Here is a 17,131-nt window from a genome sequence, read left to right as displayed (position 1 = left end):
GAGTTTCCTCCTTAATTTTTTCCAATCAATAAAACGGCCTGCGTTTTAATTTACGTATATTCATAATAGTTAAGACATCCCAAGCGGGCTTAAAAAGCAAAAGAGCGCCTCAAAAAACACCTAGTAATAAATTACGAGGATCTGGCGGCACTTTGTGAAATTTCACGAACTCTAGATTGCTGCCAATTTAAAAAGAAGCAGACAAAAAGAGGTATCCCTAATTTATCACTTTTTAAAGAAGTTTTCCACAGGCAGAGAGCAAAAAGCAGAAAAAAATTTATTTTCAGCAAGTTTTCCACAAATAAACAAGAAGATGAAAATGTGAATTAACAGCAGGTATAAAAATAATCCACAGGCCTAAAAAAAATGTGGACAAATTTGAGTTTTTGAAAAGTTTCCACAAGGTCTTTTGGATAAAAGAGTGGATTGTAACAGCGTTTTGTAACGTATATCCACAGAAAAATAATTGCTTGTGGAAAAGTTTTTAAGCTGTGTGAAAGTGTGGATAATTATTTCCAAAACTTTAATTTAACTTTCAAAAATTTTTTGTGAATTCACAACCATCAACAGGCTTTATAAAGAAATGTGGATAACTTTTTTACTGTTTTAGCGTGATTTTGTAGTTGACAAAAAGCAATCGGAGTCGTTATACTATCAAAGTATGTCTGTAGTGATGGATATGAGAATTACCTCGGAGGTGGAAATAAATGAAAAGAACTTACCAACCAAACAAACGTAAACGTCAAAAAGTTCACGGTTTCCGTAAACGTATGAGCACTAAAAACGGCCGTCGCGTCTTAGCTAGCCGCCGTCTTAAAGGACGTAAAGTATTGTCAGCTTAAGCCACTGGTTGCCAGTGGTATTTTTTTTATGTTGGCTAACATAGTAAATAAAGTTGTCACTTCAAGATCACGTAAAAAAATCTCATCATGGTAGAGGTTTTGGCAGGTGAAATTGGAGTGGCTTTTTTTTGTTTTAGATTTGACCCCAGTGACAAACTCGCGGCGACAATAAACCAAAATCTTGCGAAATTTGAAGAACAATTTATTGAAATTCTGCCTTATTGCTGACGAATAAAACGAGTTCGTAAAGCTTTTTTTTGATCCAGTTATAGGAACTAACTCGCGGCGACAATAAACCAAAATCTTGCGAAATTTGGAAAACAATTTAGCAAGATTTCATTTTATTGCTTGCGAGTAAAACGAGTTCCGATAACTTTTCTTTAGATCCAGCTTCAAGCACCAACTCTTCGGGAAAAATTCAAAAATTTGATTCTGATAAAGAACATCAGCATCCAAATTTCCGACATTTTTCCAAAGAGTTACCCAGCGCTTTCCGCTTTTCTTTGATCCAGCTGCACAAACTAGCACGCTAAGAAATAAGTCAAAATTTCCAAAAATTTGAAGAGACAATTTCTGAAAATTCTGCGCTTATTTTTAGCGTACTGAACAAGTTTGTTTCGCTTTTCTTTGATCCAGCTTTGCGAACTAACTCGCGGCGACAATAAGTCAAAATTTCAAGAAATTTGGAAAACAATTTATTGAAATTCTGCCTTATTGCTGACGAGTAAAACGAGTTCGAAAAGCTTTTCTTTGATCCAGCTACAGTGACTAACTCGCGGCGGTAATAAACCAAAATCTTGCGAAATTTGAAGAACAATTTAGCAAGATTTTATTTTATTGCTTGCGAGCTAAAAGAGTCCCCGTAACTTTTCTTTTTAGGGTAAAGTTTAGGGGGGAATTATGGTATTATTGAAAGGTATGAGCAAATGATTTTAGAAGAAGTGAAGGAAACGTCATGAAAAAAGCCTATCGTGTCAAAAAAGAACGAGATTTTCAACGGGTATTTGAGCAAGGCAGCTCTTGTGCGAATCGCCGTTTTGTTGTCTATAAACTCCCGAAAGAACAAGACCATTTTCGTGTTGGTATTTCGGTGGGGAAAAAAGTCGGCAATGCTGTGATGCGCAATAGTGTGAAACGGAAAATCCGTGCTAGTTTGTATACTCTAAAAGATCAGATTGATCCGAATCTTGATTTTATTATCATCGCTCGACCAACTGTGAGTGAATTAGATAGTGAAGAATTGCTGCAAAATTTGAAACATGTACTAAAACTCGCAAAAATTATTTAAATAATCGTTAGAAGGGATCATGCCTCGTGAAAAAGAAACATGTCAAAAAAGCACTGCTTTTAAGCGGCATGCTGGCACTGGTAGTATTCTTGTCAGCCTGTGGTGCCACCGGAGAAGTAAGTGCCAACAGTACTGGAATTTGGGATCGTTACATCGTTTGGAACTTTGCCCGCGCTATTAAAGCATTATCGTTTGGTAATGCCGGAATTGGGATTATTTTATTTACTTTAGTCGTGCGGATTATTTTAATGCCATTGATGCATTTCCAAACAAAAAGTATGCGGAAAACCCAAGAATTACAACCAAAAATCAAAGCGCTGCAAGCTCAATACGCTGCTAAAGATATGGAAACGCAGCAAAAATTAAAAGAAGAAACGCAAAAGCTTTACGCTGAAAATAACGTCAATCCTTATGCGGGGTGTTTACCACTGTTAGTGCAAATGCCGATTTTGATGGCGTTATGGCAAGCGATTCAACGGGTACCAGAATTATCTCAAGGTCATTTCTTATGGTTGAACTTAGGGGAAAAAGATCCCTATCTGATTTTACCGATTTTAGCGGCGGTATTTACTTTTGCCAGCACATATCTTTCAAGTATGAGCCAAGTAGAAGCAAATGCCAGCTTAAAAATTATGAACTTTGCAATGCCATTGATGATTTTAATGATGGGGCTAGGACTTGCCAGTGGTTTGTCATTATACTGGGTAATTTCCAATGCATTCCAAGTGGTGCAAACATTATTAATCAACAATCCATTTAAGATTAGAAAAGAACGTGAAGAAGCACTTCGTCAAGAAAAAGCGCGGGAGCGTGCTTTGGAACGTGCGATGAATCCGAATAAGAAAAAACGTAAAAAATAAAAGGGGGTTACCTTGATGCCGATTTATGAAGGAGCAACCAGTGGTGAAGCAGTAGTAGCCGGTTTAACTGCATTAGGAATTTCAAAAGACGAAGCTGTAATTGAGATTTTAGATGAAGGCAAAAAAGGCTTTTTGGGAATGGGAAAGAAAAATGCCCGCGTTTCAATTGAGCCTTCGGTGGCAGAAGATATTAGTGAAGCTGTCAGCCAAACCGTTGAAGACGTACTCGTTGCCGCTGACAAAACACCAGTCGTTACAGCTGAAGTACCAGCTGCAGAAGAAACAATTGTAGAGATCACGCCAACAACTGCAGAAATTTTATCTGACTTAGACGACGAAGCAGCTTTAACACAACTTGCGCTTTATCTAACCAATATTACCAACGAATTAAATGCACCTGCCTTGGTCAAAACAGAGCGGGAAAATGGGTTGGTTATCTTCCATTTGGACACGAAAAAGCAAGGGATTCTAATTGGCAAACACGGTAAAATGTTAAATGCTTTACAATATTTGGCTCAAGTTTTCATTCACCGCGTTGCGAAAAATAAACTTTCGGTTGTAGTCAATGTCGGCGATTATCGCCAAAAACGTCAAGCCATTTTAGAACGGCTAGCACAACGGACAGCAGAAAAAGTGAAACGAACAGGACGGCCGGTTTTCTTAGAGCCGATGCCAGCTTTTGAACGTAAACAAATTCACTCTGCTTTAAGTCATGACGACAGCGTAAAGACCCACTCTGAAGGGGACGAACCTTACCGCTATTTAGTAGTGGAACCAAATAAAAAGTATTATTAAGCCCCCAAAAGCGGGAGTAAAAAAGATTTAAAAATAGAGGGGAGAGCCAGTGAAAACTGATTCTCCCCTCTATTTTTGATCAGCAGGGAATTAATGGAACAAAAGTTTTTCTATTCTTAAACAGGACAATCGTCAAAAATATATTCAATCCACAAAGAAGCAGTGCGCCTCGTTTCAAAAGCTTTGTAGCCTTTGTGGCTATAAATATAGTCTATTTTCCATTTTCTTTGTTGCATCATTTTACTGGCAACAAACGCTTTTAGTGCATTCGTTCTCTGGTCTGGCCACAAATTACGGTTATTTGCGATATAAACTAAATCGGTCAAAGAAAGCATATAAGCTTGTGGAAACATTAATTCCGTAATATGTTTACTGATTGGCTGACTATTTGATAATCGTTGATACATATGATGCTTTAACATGTAGGCAATACCTTGCTCGATTAATTGCTCGACTTTATCATCTTTTGTTTTAGCAAATTCAGAGTAGGTTATTAGCGCTCTGACGGTTTTTCCAATACCAATGTAACAAGGCGTGCTTTTCATACAGCCGCCAAATTTACATATTCCTTTATAGGGCCATTTTGTTACTTTATTGCGTTGGAAAAGCTGATATTGTTTTATCCAATCCAAAGCATTTTTAACCTCTGGAGAGTCAATTTTATCTAAGCGCACATACGCTTCCAATAGCATTGCGTTGTAGCAAGGGACAATATCTTCAATCTTTCCAGTGTAGGAAAATCCCGCCGTTGTAGCTATATGCTTGTCAATAAAATGAATAATGGTTTGTGTATAGGAAAGTCGATTTACATAAGGAATTTCTGCAAGGCTTACTAAGCGAAAAATATTAAAAAGAGCAGTTGGTTCATAATCTTTTGTCAGCTTTTTAATCAGTTGTGATTGATGTAATAAATAATCTATCGTGTTTTCAGTGAGGAATTCTTTGCGATCATTCAGTTTTCTTAATAACAAAGCTGTGTCTTCCATCTTTTTTCCTCCTAAAAAGATTGATAACTAAATTTTAACACAGCAAAATAGTTATGAATATTTATAGATGATGAAGCTTAAATTGAAGAAGGGCTGAAAGAGTCAAAGAAAAAAGATAATTTTTTGTAATGGAACTCTTTTATGTCTGCCTATTTCTTTTTTTATTTTTGCCAGTCTTTTATTTTCAGTTCTTTTAAAGAAAATTAGTCGGAATTTTTTGGCAGTTAAAGAGGACTAGGCAAGCTAAATAGGCTTCTTTTTAGTTTAATAAACTTTTTTAACGTTGTTTTTTATCCTAGAAAAAATAATCGAAAAGGAGTAAGAAATCCCGATCTTATGGGCTTTTCTCAGCATAAACTCACCCGCATTTCATTGACATCCCGAAAAAAACCAAGTATATTTTACTAGAAATCATTCTTATCGAAGTAAGATACGATGCCGTAGTCATTACTTTGGTCTGGAAAACGTCTGTTACGCCATTAACAGACGTTTTTTTGTTGCCTATAAAAGTAAATGAGGGAAGATAATTCCTTAATTTATGAGTTATAATGGTTTTTATTACAGCTGTCATATATACGCAATTCGTAATATGTATTACGCAAGAAAGAAGGATTCATGTGGCGGATTGGTTAATTATACCTACTATTTCCTGTTTAGTTATGGGAATCAGTGTTGTGATTAAAATTATTCAGATGCTCATTTCAAAAAAGACAAAAGGTCTACTGGGTTTTTTCCTATTAGCAGTTATTTGTTTTGGTGGGTTTTTCTTTTTACAGGCACTAACATAATCGATTATGAACAAAGGCAATTCTGAAGTTGCTTTCACTTTTTGCCTACGCTTTTATTTGAATTGTGGCAAGGACAACTTTTATCTTCCAACTTGCAACTTTTAGTGGTCTCTTTTATACTGAAATAGTAATCAATAACTCGTTAGAAGAAAAAGAGGGCTATTTGTGAGTGTAACAGGTATCTAATCAGCAATTTAAAAACAAGTAAACAAAAGGTTTATTTGTGATGCTCTAGATGCCTATTCGTAAGCGCAAGATTTTAAAGACGATAGGGAAACTATCGTCTTTTTTTGTGTCTAGCTTTACCAACGAACTTCCTACGGCAATAAGCTAAATTTCAAGAAATTTGGGAAACAATTTAATGAAATTCTGTCTTATTGCTTGGAAGTTAAACGCGTTTGTACAGCTTTTCTATGTGTCTAGCTTTATGCACGAACTCGCAGTGACAATAAGTCAAAATCTTGAGAAATTTGAAGAGCAATTTATCAAGATTGCTGTCTTATTGCGAGCGAGCTGATCGCGTGCAGATAGCTTTTCTATATGTCTAGCTTTATAAACGAACTTCCTACGGCAATAAGCTAAATTTCAAGAAATTTGAGAAACAATTTAATGAAATTCTGTCTTATTGCTTGGAAGTTAAACGCGTTTGTACAGCTTTTCTATGTGTCTAGCTTTACAAACTAGCCTGCCAAGAAATAAGTCGAAATTTTCAAAAATTTGAAGAGCAATTTTCAAAAATCCCGTTCTTATTTTTTGCAGCCTGAGCAAGTTTGTAAAGCTTTTCTATCATCATTCTAACGAGGCTTTTTTGCGTTTAGAATAGGGTCTAAGCAAGAAAGGAATTCAAATGAAAAACGTATTAACTGAAACGGAATTTACCAAAATTCGAACTTTAATCAGCCAGACGGCGATTAGTGATAAAGGGAAAGAAACCATTTTAAAAAGAGATCCTGCCACACAAATCCACACTGTACGCAATTGGTTAGAGGAAACACAAGAGGCTATGACAATTCTAGCTTCTGGTCAGCATATTCCTTTGATGGGTTTGACGCAAATTGGTCATTTAACGCAAAAAGTTTCAAAGGGGCAAATTTTAGAGCCAAGTGAGTTAACAGAATACAGCGATTTTTTACGCTCCTTTCAACTGATTCAAAAATTATTACAAAAAAATTCCTATCAAGTGCCGAATCTTTTTGCTTACAGTCAGCAGCTGGGGGATTTTACCGAAATTACCAGAGAAATTACGGGAATGGTCAACGGCACGCGCTTAAATAGCGACAGTAGCCGCCAATTACGCAAAGCCCGCAATCAAGTGCAAAAAATTGAAGGAGAAATCGAAACAGCCTTACAAAAATATTTGCGCAATGGTACCACGCAAAAATATTTACAAGAACGCTTAATTTTGAAAAAAGGCGAGCGGTACACATTACCAGTCAAAGCAGAGTTTCAAAATAAAATTGCCGGTACGATTATTGAACGCTCCAATAAAGGGACGACGGTTTTTGTGGAACCTAGTAATATTGCCCGTCTGAATGAAAAATTAATTTTGGCACAAGCAGAAGAAGTCGCAGAAGTTTATCAGCTTTTGGCGTATTTGACCGGCTTATTGGCAGCGTCCCAAGATAAAATTTCTTATAGTTTAGAAATTGTGGTGGAACTAGATATTATTTTTGCCCGGGCCAAATATTCCCGCAGTATTGATGGCGTGAAAATCGCCGTCAACGATGAAGAAATTTTACATGTATCAAATGTCACCCATCCTTTATTAGGCAAAAACGCCGTACCATTATCGGTTTCATTAGGCAAAGATGCCAGAGGGCTGATTATTACCGGTCCCAATGCAGGGGGAAAAACGGTGGTGTTAAAAACGCTGGCATTAACGTGTCTACTAACAGCTTTTGGCGTGTTGGTTCATCATGATGGCAATAGCAACATCGCGATTTTCAAAGAGATCTTAATTGATATTGGCGATCAACAAGATATGGAGAACGCTTTGAGTACATTTTCGGGTCATATGCAAAATATCGCCGAAATTTTACGCCACACCAAACGTCAGACTTTAGTTTTACTCGATGAAATTGGTAGCGGGACAGAGCCCAATGAAGGTGCAGCGCTAGGCATTGCGATTATGGAGCAGATGTATCAAAATGGCGCACTGGTAGTGGCGACCACCCATTATGGCGAAATTAAAGATTTTGCCTTAGCCCATGAAGATTTTAAAACAGCGGCGATGGCTTTTGATGCGAAAACCTTAACGCCTAAATATCAACTTTTGATGAATGCTGTGGGCAGCAGTAACGCTTTTTGGATTGCAGAAAAAATGCAGCTGCAAAAAGACGTGATTGATCGCAGTCGTCAATTATTGCAGCAAAAAGAATATGGAGGGAAAAAGCGAGAATTCAAAAATATTAGCCAAGGCAATGCATCACGGGCGAAATTGCCACAATTTCAAAAAGGTGATCGGGTCGTTGCACCAGAAAATGTGACCGCATTGTTTTATGAAGCAGATGGTGAAGAAGGAATTTTGTATTCGAATAACGAATTCTTTTCAGTCCCGCTGCGGCGCTTGCATCTGGAAATGGCAGCGGAAAAACTATATCCCCTTGATTATGACGTTGAAAGTTTGTTTCACGATTTTCACGAAGAAAAATTCAAACGAGATTTAACACGGGGTTCCAAAAAAGCGCATCACAAATTACGTAAAATGGAAAAAGCGCGACGAGAAAAGCTTTAGAATAGTGCTAGAAAAAGAGTGGAATATTTTCTGCTCTTTTTTTTTTGCGGTGTAAATAAAACATATTTTGAAATTAAATTTATTTATTTTTTAAAAATATATTGAAACTAAATTTCTGATATTGTATGATGCAAGCATAGCAAGAAATAAATCGCTAAAAAATGTAATCGATTTAAATATGAGAAAGGAAGATAAAATGCGTGCAATTGTATTGGTAGGCCATGGGGCTGGATGCACCGGTATGCAACAGTCGGCGGAAATGATTTTGGGAAAACAGGAGAACCTTTTTGCAGTACCGTTACAACCAGAAGAAAATAGTACAGACTATATTGAAAAATTGACTGCTTTTTGTCAGCAATTGAATGAGGATTACACTCGAATTTTATTTTTGGCAGACATAAAAGGAGGGACACCAGCAAAAGCAGCAGCATTAGTTAGTAAACAGCAACAATTAAATGGCAGTCAATTGATTATGGGGTATCATTTGGCTTTGATTTTATCCAGCTGTTTAGATGTACAAAAAAATGCAAGCGATTTAATTTTCGAAACGACGCCAATGATTCAAGAGTTTAACTTATAAAAGAAAAGAGGAAAAAAGAATGAGTATTAATTTAACAAGAATCGATGAACGGCTAATTCATGGACAAGTGGCTTATTCATGGTCTGTTGCTTATCCTTGTGACGAGATTGTGGTAATTGATGATCAAGCAGCAAATGATGAGATGCAAAAAATGTTACTGGAAATGGCTGTACCAGAAGGAAAAGGCTTTAAATTACTTACTGTAGCTGAAGGAATTGCATATTTTTCAAACGATAATGGCTTGAAATCATTTCTGGTTATTAAAGATCCGGCAATTATTTATGAGTTAGTAAAGGCAGGAATTTATTTTGACAGTATCAATGTTGGGGGCATGTACTTTAAAGAAGGCAAAAAAGAGATTACTAAAACAGTATATGTTGATGAAAGAGATGTTGCCGTTTTTAAAGAATTAGCCCACGCAGGTGTGAAATTAGACGTAAGAACAGCGCCTGGAGACAAATCAATTGAGCTTAGTAGTGTGATTTAAGTTTAAGAAATACAAAATTTTGACGGGGAAGTTTAATTAGCATAGGGGGAGAATAATGACTTTATTCAGCGGGATCTTGTTGAGTATTTTTGTCGCAATTTTAATTACAGAAAATTATGGTTATGGCTATTGGATGATTTCACGACCTATTTTTGCCGGTCCATTGATTGGGTTAGTCATGGGTGACTTACAAACTGGTCTGCAAGTGGGAGCAAGTGTTGAATTGATGTTTATGGGAGTTTTACCAATTGGGGGATCTGTGCCACCTAATGCACAAATTGCCGGTATTATTGGTACGATTTACGCCATCCAAGCTGGTTCACCAGCTCTTGGTATTTCTTTGGCACTACCAATTGGGATTTTAGCGCAATTTTTAATCATGTTAGCTTGGAACATTAATATTTTCTTGGTTCATAAGGCTGATTCTGCAATTAAAGAAGGCAAAACAAAAACGCTAGAAAAATTACATTTGGCTGGCGTGCTCGTTTTCTTTAGTGTGTTTTTCGTGGCCTCTTTTATGGCCATTCAATTTGGTAGCGAGTTTGTAAAACAAATTAATGATGCTTTACCAGTTTGGGTTTCAGGTGGCTTAACGATTGCATCTGGTCTTTTACCGGCAATTGGGATGGCCATGCTATTAAAAATGATGGATTTCAAAAAGTTTTGGCCTTTCTTTTTAATTGGTTTTGTTTTATCTGTCTATTTGAAATTAGATGTGTTGGCTGTTTCCTTATTGGGAGCCGGTGTTGCAGCGGGGGCTGGGGCTTTGAGAAAAGGAGAGAATCAAACGGCGCAAAATTTACCAACAGAAGAAGGGCCAACAGATCACAATCTCTTGGCTAAAAAAGATTTATGGCGCGTTTTTGCCCGTTCTTTTTTCAGTATGGCGACGATCAATTACGAGCGTTACATCAGTTTAGGCTTTGATTATGCCATGATTCCAGTTTTGCAAAAATTATATAAAGACGAAACCGAGTACCAAAAAGCACTACAACGACATAATGAATTCTTTAATTGCCACCCGTATACCACCAATATCGTTATGGGGGTTTCAATTGCCTTAGAAGAACAAAAAGCATTAGGAAAACCAATTACAGACGAAACGATTTCATCAACAAAAACGGCCTTAATGGGTCCTTTATCTGGAATTGGCGACTCTGTTTTTAAAGCAACATTTATGACAATTTTTGCTGCTGTGGGGGCTGGTTTAGCTCTAAACGGGAACATTTTGGGACCAATAATTTTTATCGTTCCTAATATTTTTCTAAATGTTGCCACGCGTTATCTAGGTGTATTTTGGGGATATAAATTTGGGGTTAAATTAATTGCCAAGATGAAAAATTCAGATTTAATTAAAAACTTTGTTCAAGGAGCGACCATCGTGGGGATGATGGTTACAGGCTCGATGGTCGTTAATTTTGTCAAAATCGAACTGACTGCTCAATGGGACAATGCCGGTAAAGAAATTGTCTTGCAGGATTTAATTAATCAAATTTTTCCAGGTCTTTTACCATTAATCATCACGCTTATTTTTTATTGGGCCTTAATGAAGAATAAAAAAGCAATTTATTGGTTGATGTTAGCCTGCTTTGTAATTGGCTTACTTGGAAAATTAACGGGAATTTTATAGACAAATGGGAGAATGCAGATGAAAAAAGAAGTTATGGCACAAATTAAAAATGGTGTGATTGTTTCATGTCAGGCACGTAAAGGCTGGCCAATGTATGGCAAAGATATTATGGCTGCTTTTGCCAATGCCGCTGCAGTAGGTGGTGCTGTGGGAATACGAGCGACCGAACCGGAAAATATTGCAGCAATTAAGACAGAAGTAAAACTACCAATGATAGGTATTTACAAACAGTGGTTTGAAGGCTACGATGTTTATATCACTCCGACTTTTGCGAGTTGTGAAGCTATTATTCAAGCTGGTGCAGATATCGTCGCACTAGATGGTACGAAGCGGCCACGACCCAATGGTGAAAAATTGGCTGATATTATTGCGAAGGTTCATGAACAATATCCAGAGATCATTGTAATGGCTGACTGTGATAGTGTCGAAAGTGGAGTATATGCTGAAAATTGTGGTGCAGATCTCGTATCAACTACTTTAGCAGGTTATACAGAGGAAACAAAAAATAATACCACGTTTAACCCTGATCTGATTTGTGAATTGGTAGAAAAAATTACAGTGCCAATTATTGCAGAAGGACATATTACTTCTGTGAATGACTTAAAAGCAGCATATAAAGCTGGTGCTTATTCTGTTGTAATTGGAACAGCAATTACACGACCAGAAGTAATTACAAAAAAATTTGTAACAAGCTTAGAAAACTAATTTGAGGTGAAGAAATGTTTTTACTCCCAGCGCTAAAAAAACAAGAAAATTTTTCGGAAATTGAAAGTCAAATTGCTGATTTTGTCTTGCAGGATGCTGAACGGGTAACCAGGATGACAATTAAAGAATTTGCAACCGGGGCGGCGGTTAGCGAGGCTAGTGTCGTTCGTTTTTGCAAGGCGATTGGAGTGAAAGGGTTTCGCGATTTTAAAGTAGCGCTAAGCCAAGAATTATTTAGTAATAGTAAAAATGAATTTAATATTGTAAAAAAAGAAAAACATGAAAAGTTATCGATAAATGACGTCTTTTTTAACACCATGGCATTAGATCAATTGGCAGTTCAGCAATTAGTGAATACACTCGATTTAAAAGAAGTAGCAAAAGCAATTACTTTATTAAAGGATAAACAAAAAGTGACAGTTTATGGCGTGGGGGCGTCTGCGGTAGTAGCCGAAGATTTCGCCCACAAGGTTAGTAAACTAGGTGTTACAGCCAGTTTTAATCGCGATTTCCACCAGATGTTGGCCTTAGTATTGAATTTAACAGCCGAAGATATTTTCTTAGTTATTTCAACTACGGGAAAGACAGCTGAAGTGGTGCAATTAGTAACGCTAGCCAAAGAAAAAGGTGCCACAGTGATCGCAATTACAACTTTACAAAATTCAAAATTAGCAAAGCTGGCAGATATTAAATTATCCACACCAGTTTTAGAAGAATATTTTCGAGTAGCAAATATGGCCACCCGAATTTCACAGTTGGCTGTTGTGGATGTTTTGTATATGGGGTTGTATGAGGAATTAGGCGAAGTTGCTGTTGATAAATTGTACGATTTGCATCATGCCATTCAGCGCTTTCGCGGGAAGTGATTTATGAAAAACGAACACTTAAGGTAATACCCCAAAACCTTATTTCATTTACAGGCAATAAAATAAAGACCTGCTAAATATTAGTGTCATTGCTAATATTTGGCAGGTCTTTTGCACTATCAAAAAAGGATAAAATTATTAGAAAATCCCAGACTATCGCTAGTTTTTGTCAGAATCGCGGCAATTTTTTGGCAGTAGAATTTGGCTTGTTTTTAGTTTTCTTGATTGTTCCAACTTGCAAGCTGCGTGACATATAAAAGCAAGCGATCGGCATAAGATGGGCTGTCTTTAAAGGAACGGATTTCTGCGTTTAGAGTGGAAAGATCATCTGTAATAATCCCGTCGACATCCATGAAAAAGAGGCTATCCATTTCAGTGCTGTTATTGACAGTCCAAATGTAAACTTGTTTTTTCCAAGCTTGGGCGTGCATGATGAAGTTGTTATCTAACGTTGTCTGCTCCATGGTATACGCATTGGCTTTGGTATTGGGATAGACAAAGTTATAAGGCAAAATAAAGCTAACAAATAGGTTGGGCGCTTGGGCTTTTAAGCCGGTAATGACGCGATAATCCAGTGAATGAATGCGATGCTGATTTTTTAAAATCGTTGCTTGGTATTTTTTTATAAAGTTTTTTAGCATTACTGGTGAGTCGTGGGGTGTTGTTTTAATTTCAATTAATAATTTTTGCTTGTGTTGATTGGCATAAGACAGGTAATCATCAAAGCTAGCAATTTTGGCTTTGTGGCCATTCTCCCGGACTGTTAGCGCTGTGAGCTGTGCCAAGGTCAATTCGTGGGGCGTTTTATTTACTCCGGCCAATGCAGATAAATTCTCATCGTGCATCACGACAAATTGTTGATCTGCGGTTTCGTGAATATCCATTTCGATATAGTCGGGTTTTTCTTTTAACGTGTCTGCCATCGCGGGAATGGTATTTTGCACGCCATTTGCGCCATTGACACCGCGGTGAGAAATCGTTAGCGGTAAAGTAGTCATAGCGCCGGTTAGAAAGAGGGCATTATAAATCATGACAACAATGGTGATGAAAAATATGACGCCCCCAGCCAAAACGCGCGTAGAAAAACGGTGCTTTTTGGTTGTTGTGCCTAATTGTGGTAACAAAATGTTTTTGGGTAAAATCATTTGGAAAAAGACAACCATAGCCCACAATGTAATCAGCTGTGTGGCAATTTCCATGATGCCTAAATTCACAGTCGCACCTGCTAATGGCCAATAGCTTGGTAACTGATCTAGTCCCAATTGAAGTAGATACAAGCAGAAAACAACGACGATCGTTAAGATAGCTGTTAATAAGTTAAGCCAAAACAAACGGAAAAAGACTTTGATTAGATGCCCCTTGCTTTTTTGCCAACTATTGAAGAAGGCTTGGCGTGCTGGTTGTTTTTGCAAGATTAAATTAGGTAAAAAATACAGAGAACGCAACCCGAGATAGCCCATCGCCAAAAAGAACAAGAAAATTAAAACGGCAAAAAGCGGTTTGGCAATTAAAAAGGTTAAAACAAAATCGGGAATTTTAATTTTACTTAAAAGCACGCTTTGGAAAAAGAAATTTGCAAAAGGTAAAATTAGAAAGCCGTAAATCAAAAAATAAAAGAAGGTGCTCTTAGGCAAGTGAAAAATTTCTTTCACCGAGTAACGAATGAGCGCTATTGGTTTTAAACTGCCTTCTTTTTGAATGAGGCTGATGCCGTAGAGCAAAAAAGAAAATTGCCAAAATAAGGCGATTAAAATTAAAAAGACGACAGCTAAAAGCCCCAAGGTGACAAAAGGATGGCTAATCAATATAGTGGGCAGATTGGTAATGGTTAGATAAGGAATGCGACCAGCTTTTAACACGTATTCTGTTAGAAAACGGGCTAAAGGGATAACGAGCCACTCCAAAGCCAAACTCATTGTCAAAACTAATAAAACATAACTGCCCCAGTGGTGAAAAAACTCTTTGGTACTGGCACGAATGGATTGATTCATAATTGTTTTCCTTTCTGGCTGAGAAGAAAAAAAGCCCTTAGTTAAAAAGTGGGCTGAATTTTACCACTTGTTTTTTTAACTGTCTAAAAATTCTTCTGCTTTATTAATGTAATGTATCTGAAAAAAAAGTCTGAACTAAACAAATTAAAGCTAATTTGTTGTAGCACAGACTTACAATAAGTTTTTAGCTGTTTGTACTTAGCCGCCAACGGTTGTTTCAATAAATTGGACGACGGTGCCGTAAGCGAAAATTTCCAAATACGTTTTGCCGTCAACTTGCACGTGATCGTGATCAAAATGGCAGTTGATGACAGCATTGGCGCCATAAGAAAAGGCCTTTTTCTTTAACATCAACATAATATCTTGCAGTGATTCGTTGGGGTCGACAGTTTCATCAAATAAATCTGTTTCAAATTTTTCGGCAACGAAAATTACGTCCCGCACAGCGTAGCTACGGTTGACGTTACCAGTGGAGATAATAACTTCGTGAATGCGCATGTCGTCTTCTTTTTGTTTGTCAAATGTCATATCGCTCACTCCTTGTAGGTTTGGTGCTGAAATGATTATTTTGTCAAAATTGCGAAATAATAATTCACCAGCAAAAACCAAATTTATTGTTGCAAACAGCCCCAAAAGAGCTGAAATTAACTGTAATTTAATTTTACCGTGATAAGAACCTTTAAGTAAAGCTAAAACCTCTCACAAATTCTGGCATGAAATCTTGCAAGACGGCTAATTTTATGCTAGTCTATGACCAGAATTTAAGGACTTGCAGTCAAAGTGCGCTGTCTTTTGTAAATCGCCGGAAGCTTCTCTAAGTAGAAGTTTTTTTCCTATTTGCAAAAGATGAAGCACTTTTTTTATTGCAATAAATCGTGGCAGAATCCTTTTAGACCGCGGATTATCGCAAATTTTTATTTTAAAATTTATTTTAACAAAAATAGTTTTAATCACTAACTGCAGGCGATACAGTTAAAAAAAGGAGTTTAACTAATGGCAAATATTACCCAAGAATTTGATACGATTGCCGCAATTTCCACGCCGCCTGGCGAAGGGGCGATTAGTATTGTCCGTTTAAGTGGGGATGATGCAGTGAAAATTGCAGATGAAGTCTATCGCAGCGGCAGCAAATGTCTGGCAGATGTTGCAAGCCATACCATTCACTACGGGCATATTTTTGATCCAGCGACAGCGCAGATGGTAGATGAAGTAATGGTTTCCGTGATGCGGGCCCCAAAAACATTTACCAGAGAAGATGTGATTGAAATTAATTGTCACGGCGGAATCGTCGTGGTGAATCAAATTTTGCAATTATTGCTGCGACAAGGCGCCCGGCTAGCAGAACCAGGCGAATTCACCAAGCGGGCCTTCTTAAATGGGCGGGTGGATTTATCCCAAGCAGAAGCCGTGATGGATTTAATTCGGGCGAAAACCGATAAGGCGATGAATTTGGCGCTGAATCAATTAGATGGAAATTTATCCAGCTTAATTCGTTCTCTACGCCAAGAAATTTTGGAAACATTGGCGCAAGTGGAGGTCAACATTGACTACCCAGAATACGACGATGTAGAGGAATTAACGACGCGCTTGTTGCTGGAAAAAGCCAATCAAGTGCAAGGGCAAATCGAACAATTACTTTTAACCGCCCAACAAGGGAAAATTTTGCGGGAAGGTTTAAGTACGGCGATTATCGGGCGACCAAATGTCGGAAAATCTAGTCTTTTGAATCATTTATTAGCCGAGGAAAAAGCAATTGTAACAGACGTTGCCGGCACAACGCGAGATGTCATTGAAGAATACGTGAATGTGCGAGGGGTGCCATTAAAATTAATCGATACCGCCGGAATTCGCGACACAGAAGATATTGTTGAAAAAATCGGCGTGCAACGCAGCCGCAAAGCGTTAGAAGAAGCAGACTTGATTTTACTGGTATTAAATCAAAGTGAAGCCTTAACCAAAGCCGACTTGGAATTATTGGAATTAACCCAAGATACCAAACGAATTATTTTGCTAAATAAAACTGACCTACCAGCTAAATTGGAACAAGAAAAATTACAGAAACTCGCAGCCGATGCCCCAATTTTTGCTGTTTCTGTTTTGCAAAATGAAGGTCTGGATCAATTGGAACAGGCAATCGCAGAATTATTCTTCGCTGGGCAAACCGGTGAAAAAGATGCCTCGTACATTTCCAATACCCGTCACATCGCCTTGTTGGAAAAAGCCAATCAAGCGCTAGGAGATGTGGTAACAGGAATAGAAGCTGGTATGCCAGTCGATTTGGTTCAAATCGACATGACCCGCTGTTGGGATTTCTTAGGCGAAATCGTCGGCGATAGCGTACAAGACGAACTTATCACCCAACTATTCAGCCAATTCTGTCTAGGCAAATAAAAACGGTTAAAAATTTTAAAATAATAAAATTGAGCAGTTAATTTAAATCGCGCTGTAATAGACTTAACAGTTCGACAATATGCAAGTTCAACTTAATGTCTTCTATTTAGTTGAACTGCAGGCGTAGTGAAACGAAGACAGACTTATTACTCAGTCTATACAGCAGCTAAGAGGAGCGGATTTATTTC

At 37.6% G+C, this 17,131-nt stretch carries 15 protein-coding genes; 12 read left to right on the top strand and 3 right to left on the bottom strand.

Translation table 11 applies throughout. The features are described from left to right. Positions 1 to 707 precede the first annotated feature (707 nt). The 4 genes from rpmH (at position 708) to jag (ending at position 3,785) form a co-directional block, all read left to right on the top strand. Positions 708 to 842 (top strand): 50S ribosomal protein L34, encoded by a 135-nt coding sequence (rpmH, locus tag AC6R0T_RS13460; protein WP_010766794.1) that lies wholly within the window; start codon positions 708 to 710, stop codon positions 840 to 842. A gap of 955 nt (positions 843 to 1,797) precedes the next feature. Further along, positions 1,798 to 2,130 carry a ribonuclease P protein component gene (gene rnpA / locus AC6R0T_RS13455; RefSeq protein ID WP_206902928.1) on the top strand — a complete coding sequence of 111 codons (333 nt, stop codon included), beginning with the start codon at positions 1,798 to 1,800 and terminating at the stop codon, positions 2,128 to 2,130. Between the two features lie 68 nt (positions 2,131 to 2,198). Beyond that, positions 2,199 to 2,990 carry a YidC/Oxa1 family membrane protein insertase gene (locus tag AC6R0T_RS13450; RefSeq protein WP_206903062.1) on the top strand — a complete coding sequence of 264 codons (792 nt, stop codon included), beginning with the start codon at positions 2,199 to 2,201 and terminating at the stop codon, positions 2,988 to 2,990. Positions 2,991 to 3,005: 15 nt separating this feature from the next. Further along, the gene (jag, locus tag AC6R0T_RS13445) at positions 3,006 to 3,785 is read left to right on the top strand and encodes an RNA-binding cell elongation regulator Jag/EloR (RefSeq protein ID WP_230709821.1); all 780 of its coding nucleotides are present in this window, start codon (positions 3,006 to 3,008) and stop codon (positions 3,783 to 3,785) included. Positions 3,786 to 3,901: 116 nt separating this feature from the next. Here jag and AC6R0T_RS13440 read toward each other — a convergent pair whose 3' ends face one another. Continuing rightward, positions 3,902 to 4,771 (bottom strand): hypothetical protein, encoded by an 870-nt coding sequence (locus AC6R0T_RS13440; RefSeq protein ID WP_303753660.1) that lies wholly within the window; start codon positions 4,769 to 4,771, stop codon positions 3,902 to 3,904. 617 nt (positions 4,772 to 5,388) lie between these two features. On the opposite strand from AC6R0T_RS13440, the gene AC6R0T_RS13435 reads away from it, so the two are divergent. From AC6R0T_RS13435 to AC6R0T_RS13405, 7 genes are all read left to right on the top strand, one after another. Continuing rightward, a complete protein-coding gene (locus AC6R0T_RS13435) occupies positions 5,389 to 5,559 on the top strand; it encodes a hypothetical protein (RefSeq protein ID WP_303753659.1) in 171 nt (56 codons plus the stop codon). 847 nt (positions 5,560 to 6,406) lie between these two features. Continuing rightward, positions 6,407 to 8,293, top strand: coding sequence for an endonuclease MutS2 (locus AC6R0T_RS13430; protein ID WP_303753658.1), 1,887 nt, complete (start codon positions 6,407 to 6,409; stop codon positions 8,291 to 8,293). Positions 8,294 to 8,489: 196 nt separating this feature from the next. After that, on the top strand, positions 8,490 to 8,873 hold the full coding sequence (locus AC6R0T_RS13425) for a PTS sugar transporter subunit IIA (protein WP_303753657.1): 384 nt from the start codon (positions 8,490 to 8,492) through the stop codon (positions 8,871 to 8,873). Between the two features lie 19 nt (positions 8,874 to 8,892). After that, entirely contained in the window at positions 8,893 to 9,360 is a 468-nt protein-coding gene (locus tag AC6R0T_RS13420) for a PTS sugar transporter subunit IIB (RefSeq protein ID WP_282461897.1), read from the top strand. 55 nt (positions 9,361 to 9,415) lie between these two features. Continuing rightward, entirely contained in the window at positions 9,416 to 10,990 is a 1,575-nt protein-coding gene (locus AC6R0T_RS13415) for a PTS system mannose/fructose/sorbose family transporter subunit IID (protein WP_303753656.1), read from the top strand. Between the two features lie 18 nt (positions 10,991 to 11,008). Continuing rightward, positions 11,009 to 11,695, top strand: a complete 687-nt coding sequence (locus AC6R0T_RS13410; protein WP_230709837.1) for an N-acetylmannosamine-6-phosphate 2-epimerase — start codon at positions 11,009 to 11,011, stop codon at positions 11,693 to 11,695. Between the two features lie 14 nt (positions 11,696 to 11,709). Then, positions 11,710 to 12,561: a MurR/RpiR family transcriptional regulator gene (locus AC6R0T_RS13405; RefSeq protein WP_282461900.1), complete on the top strand. Its 852-nt coding sequence runs from the start codon at positions 11,710 to 11,712 to the stop codon at positions 12,559 to 12,561. Between the two features lie 212 nt (positions 12,562 to 12,773). On the opposite strand, the gene AC6R0T_RS13400 is transcribed toward AC6R0T_RS13405, so the two are convergent. Continuing rightward, complete coding sequence (locus tag AC6R0T_RS13400) at positions 12,774 to 14,552, bottom strand: glycerophosphodiester phosphodiesterase (RefSeq protein ID WP_303753655.1); 1,779 nt, start codon at positions 14,550 to 14,552, stop codon at positions 12,774 to 12,776. Positions 14,553 to 14,750: 198 nt separating this feature from the next. After that, complete coding sequence (locus AC6R0T_RS13395; protein WP_206902924.1) at positions 14,751 to 15,080, bottom strand: heavy metal-binding domain-containing protein; 330 nt, start codon at positions 15,078 to 15,080, stop codon at positions 14,751 to 14,753. A gap of 465 nt (positions 15,081 to 15,545) precedes the next feature. On the opposite strand from AC6R0T_RS13395, the gene mnmE reads away from it, so the two are divergent. Next, positions 15,546 to 16,943, top strand: a complete 1,398-nt coding sequence (gene mnmE, locus AC6R0T_RS13390) for a tRNA uridine-5-carboxymethylaminomethyl(34) synthesis GTPase MnmE (protein WP_230709844.1) — start codon at positions 15,546 to 15,548, stop codon at positions 16,941 to 16,943. Positions 16,944 to 17,131: the final 188 nt, after the last annotated feature.

Source organism: Enterococcus sp. S86.2 (genome assembly GCF_059834485.2).
The sequence above is the reverse complement of the archived record's forward strand: the minus strand, read 5'-3'. Positions and strand labels throughout refer to the sequence as shown.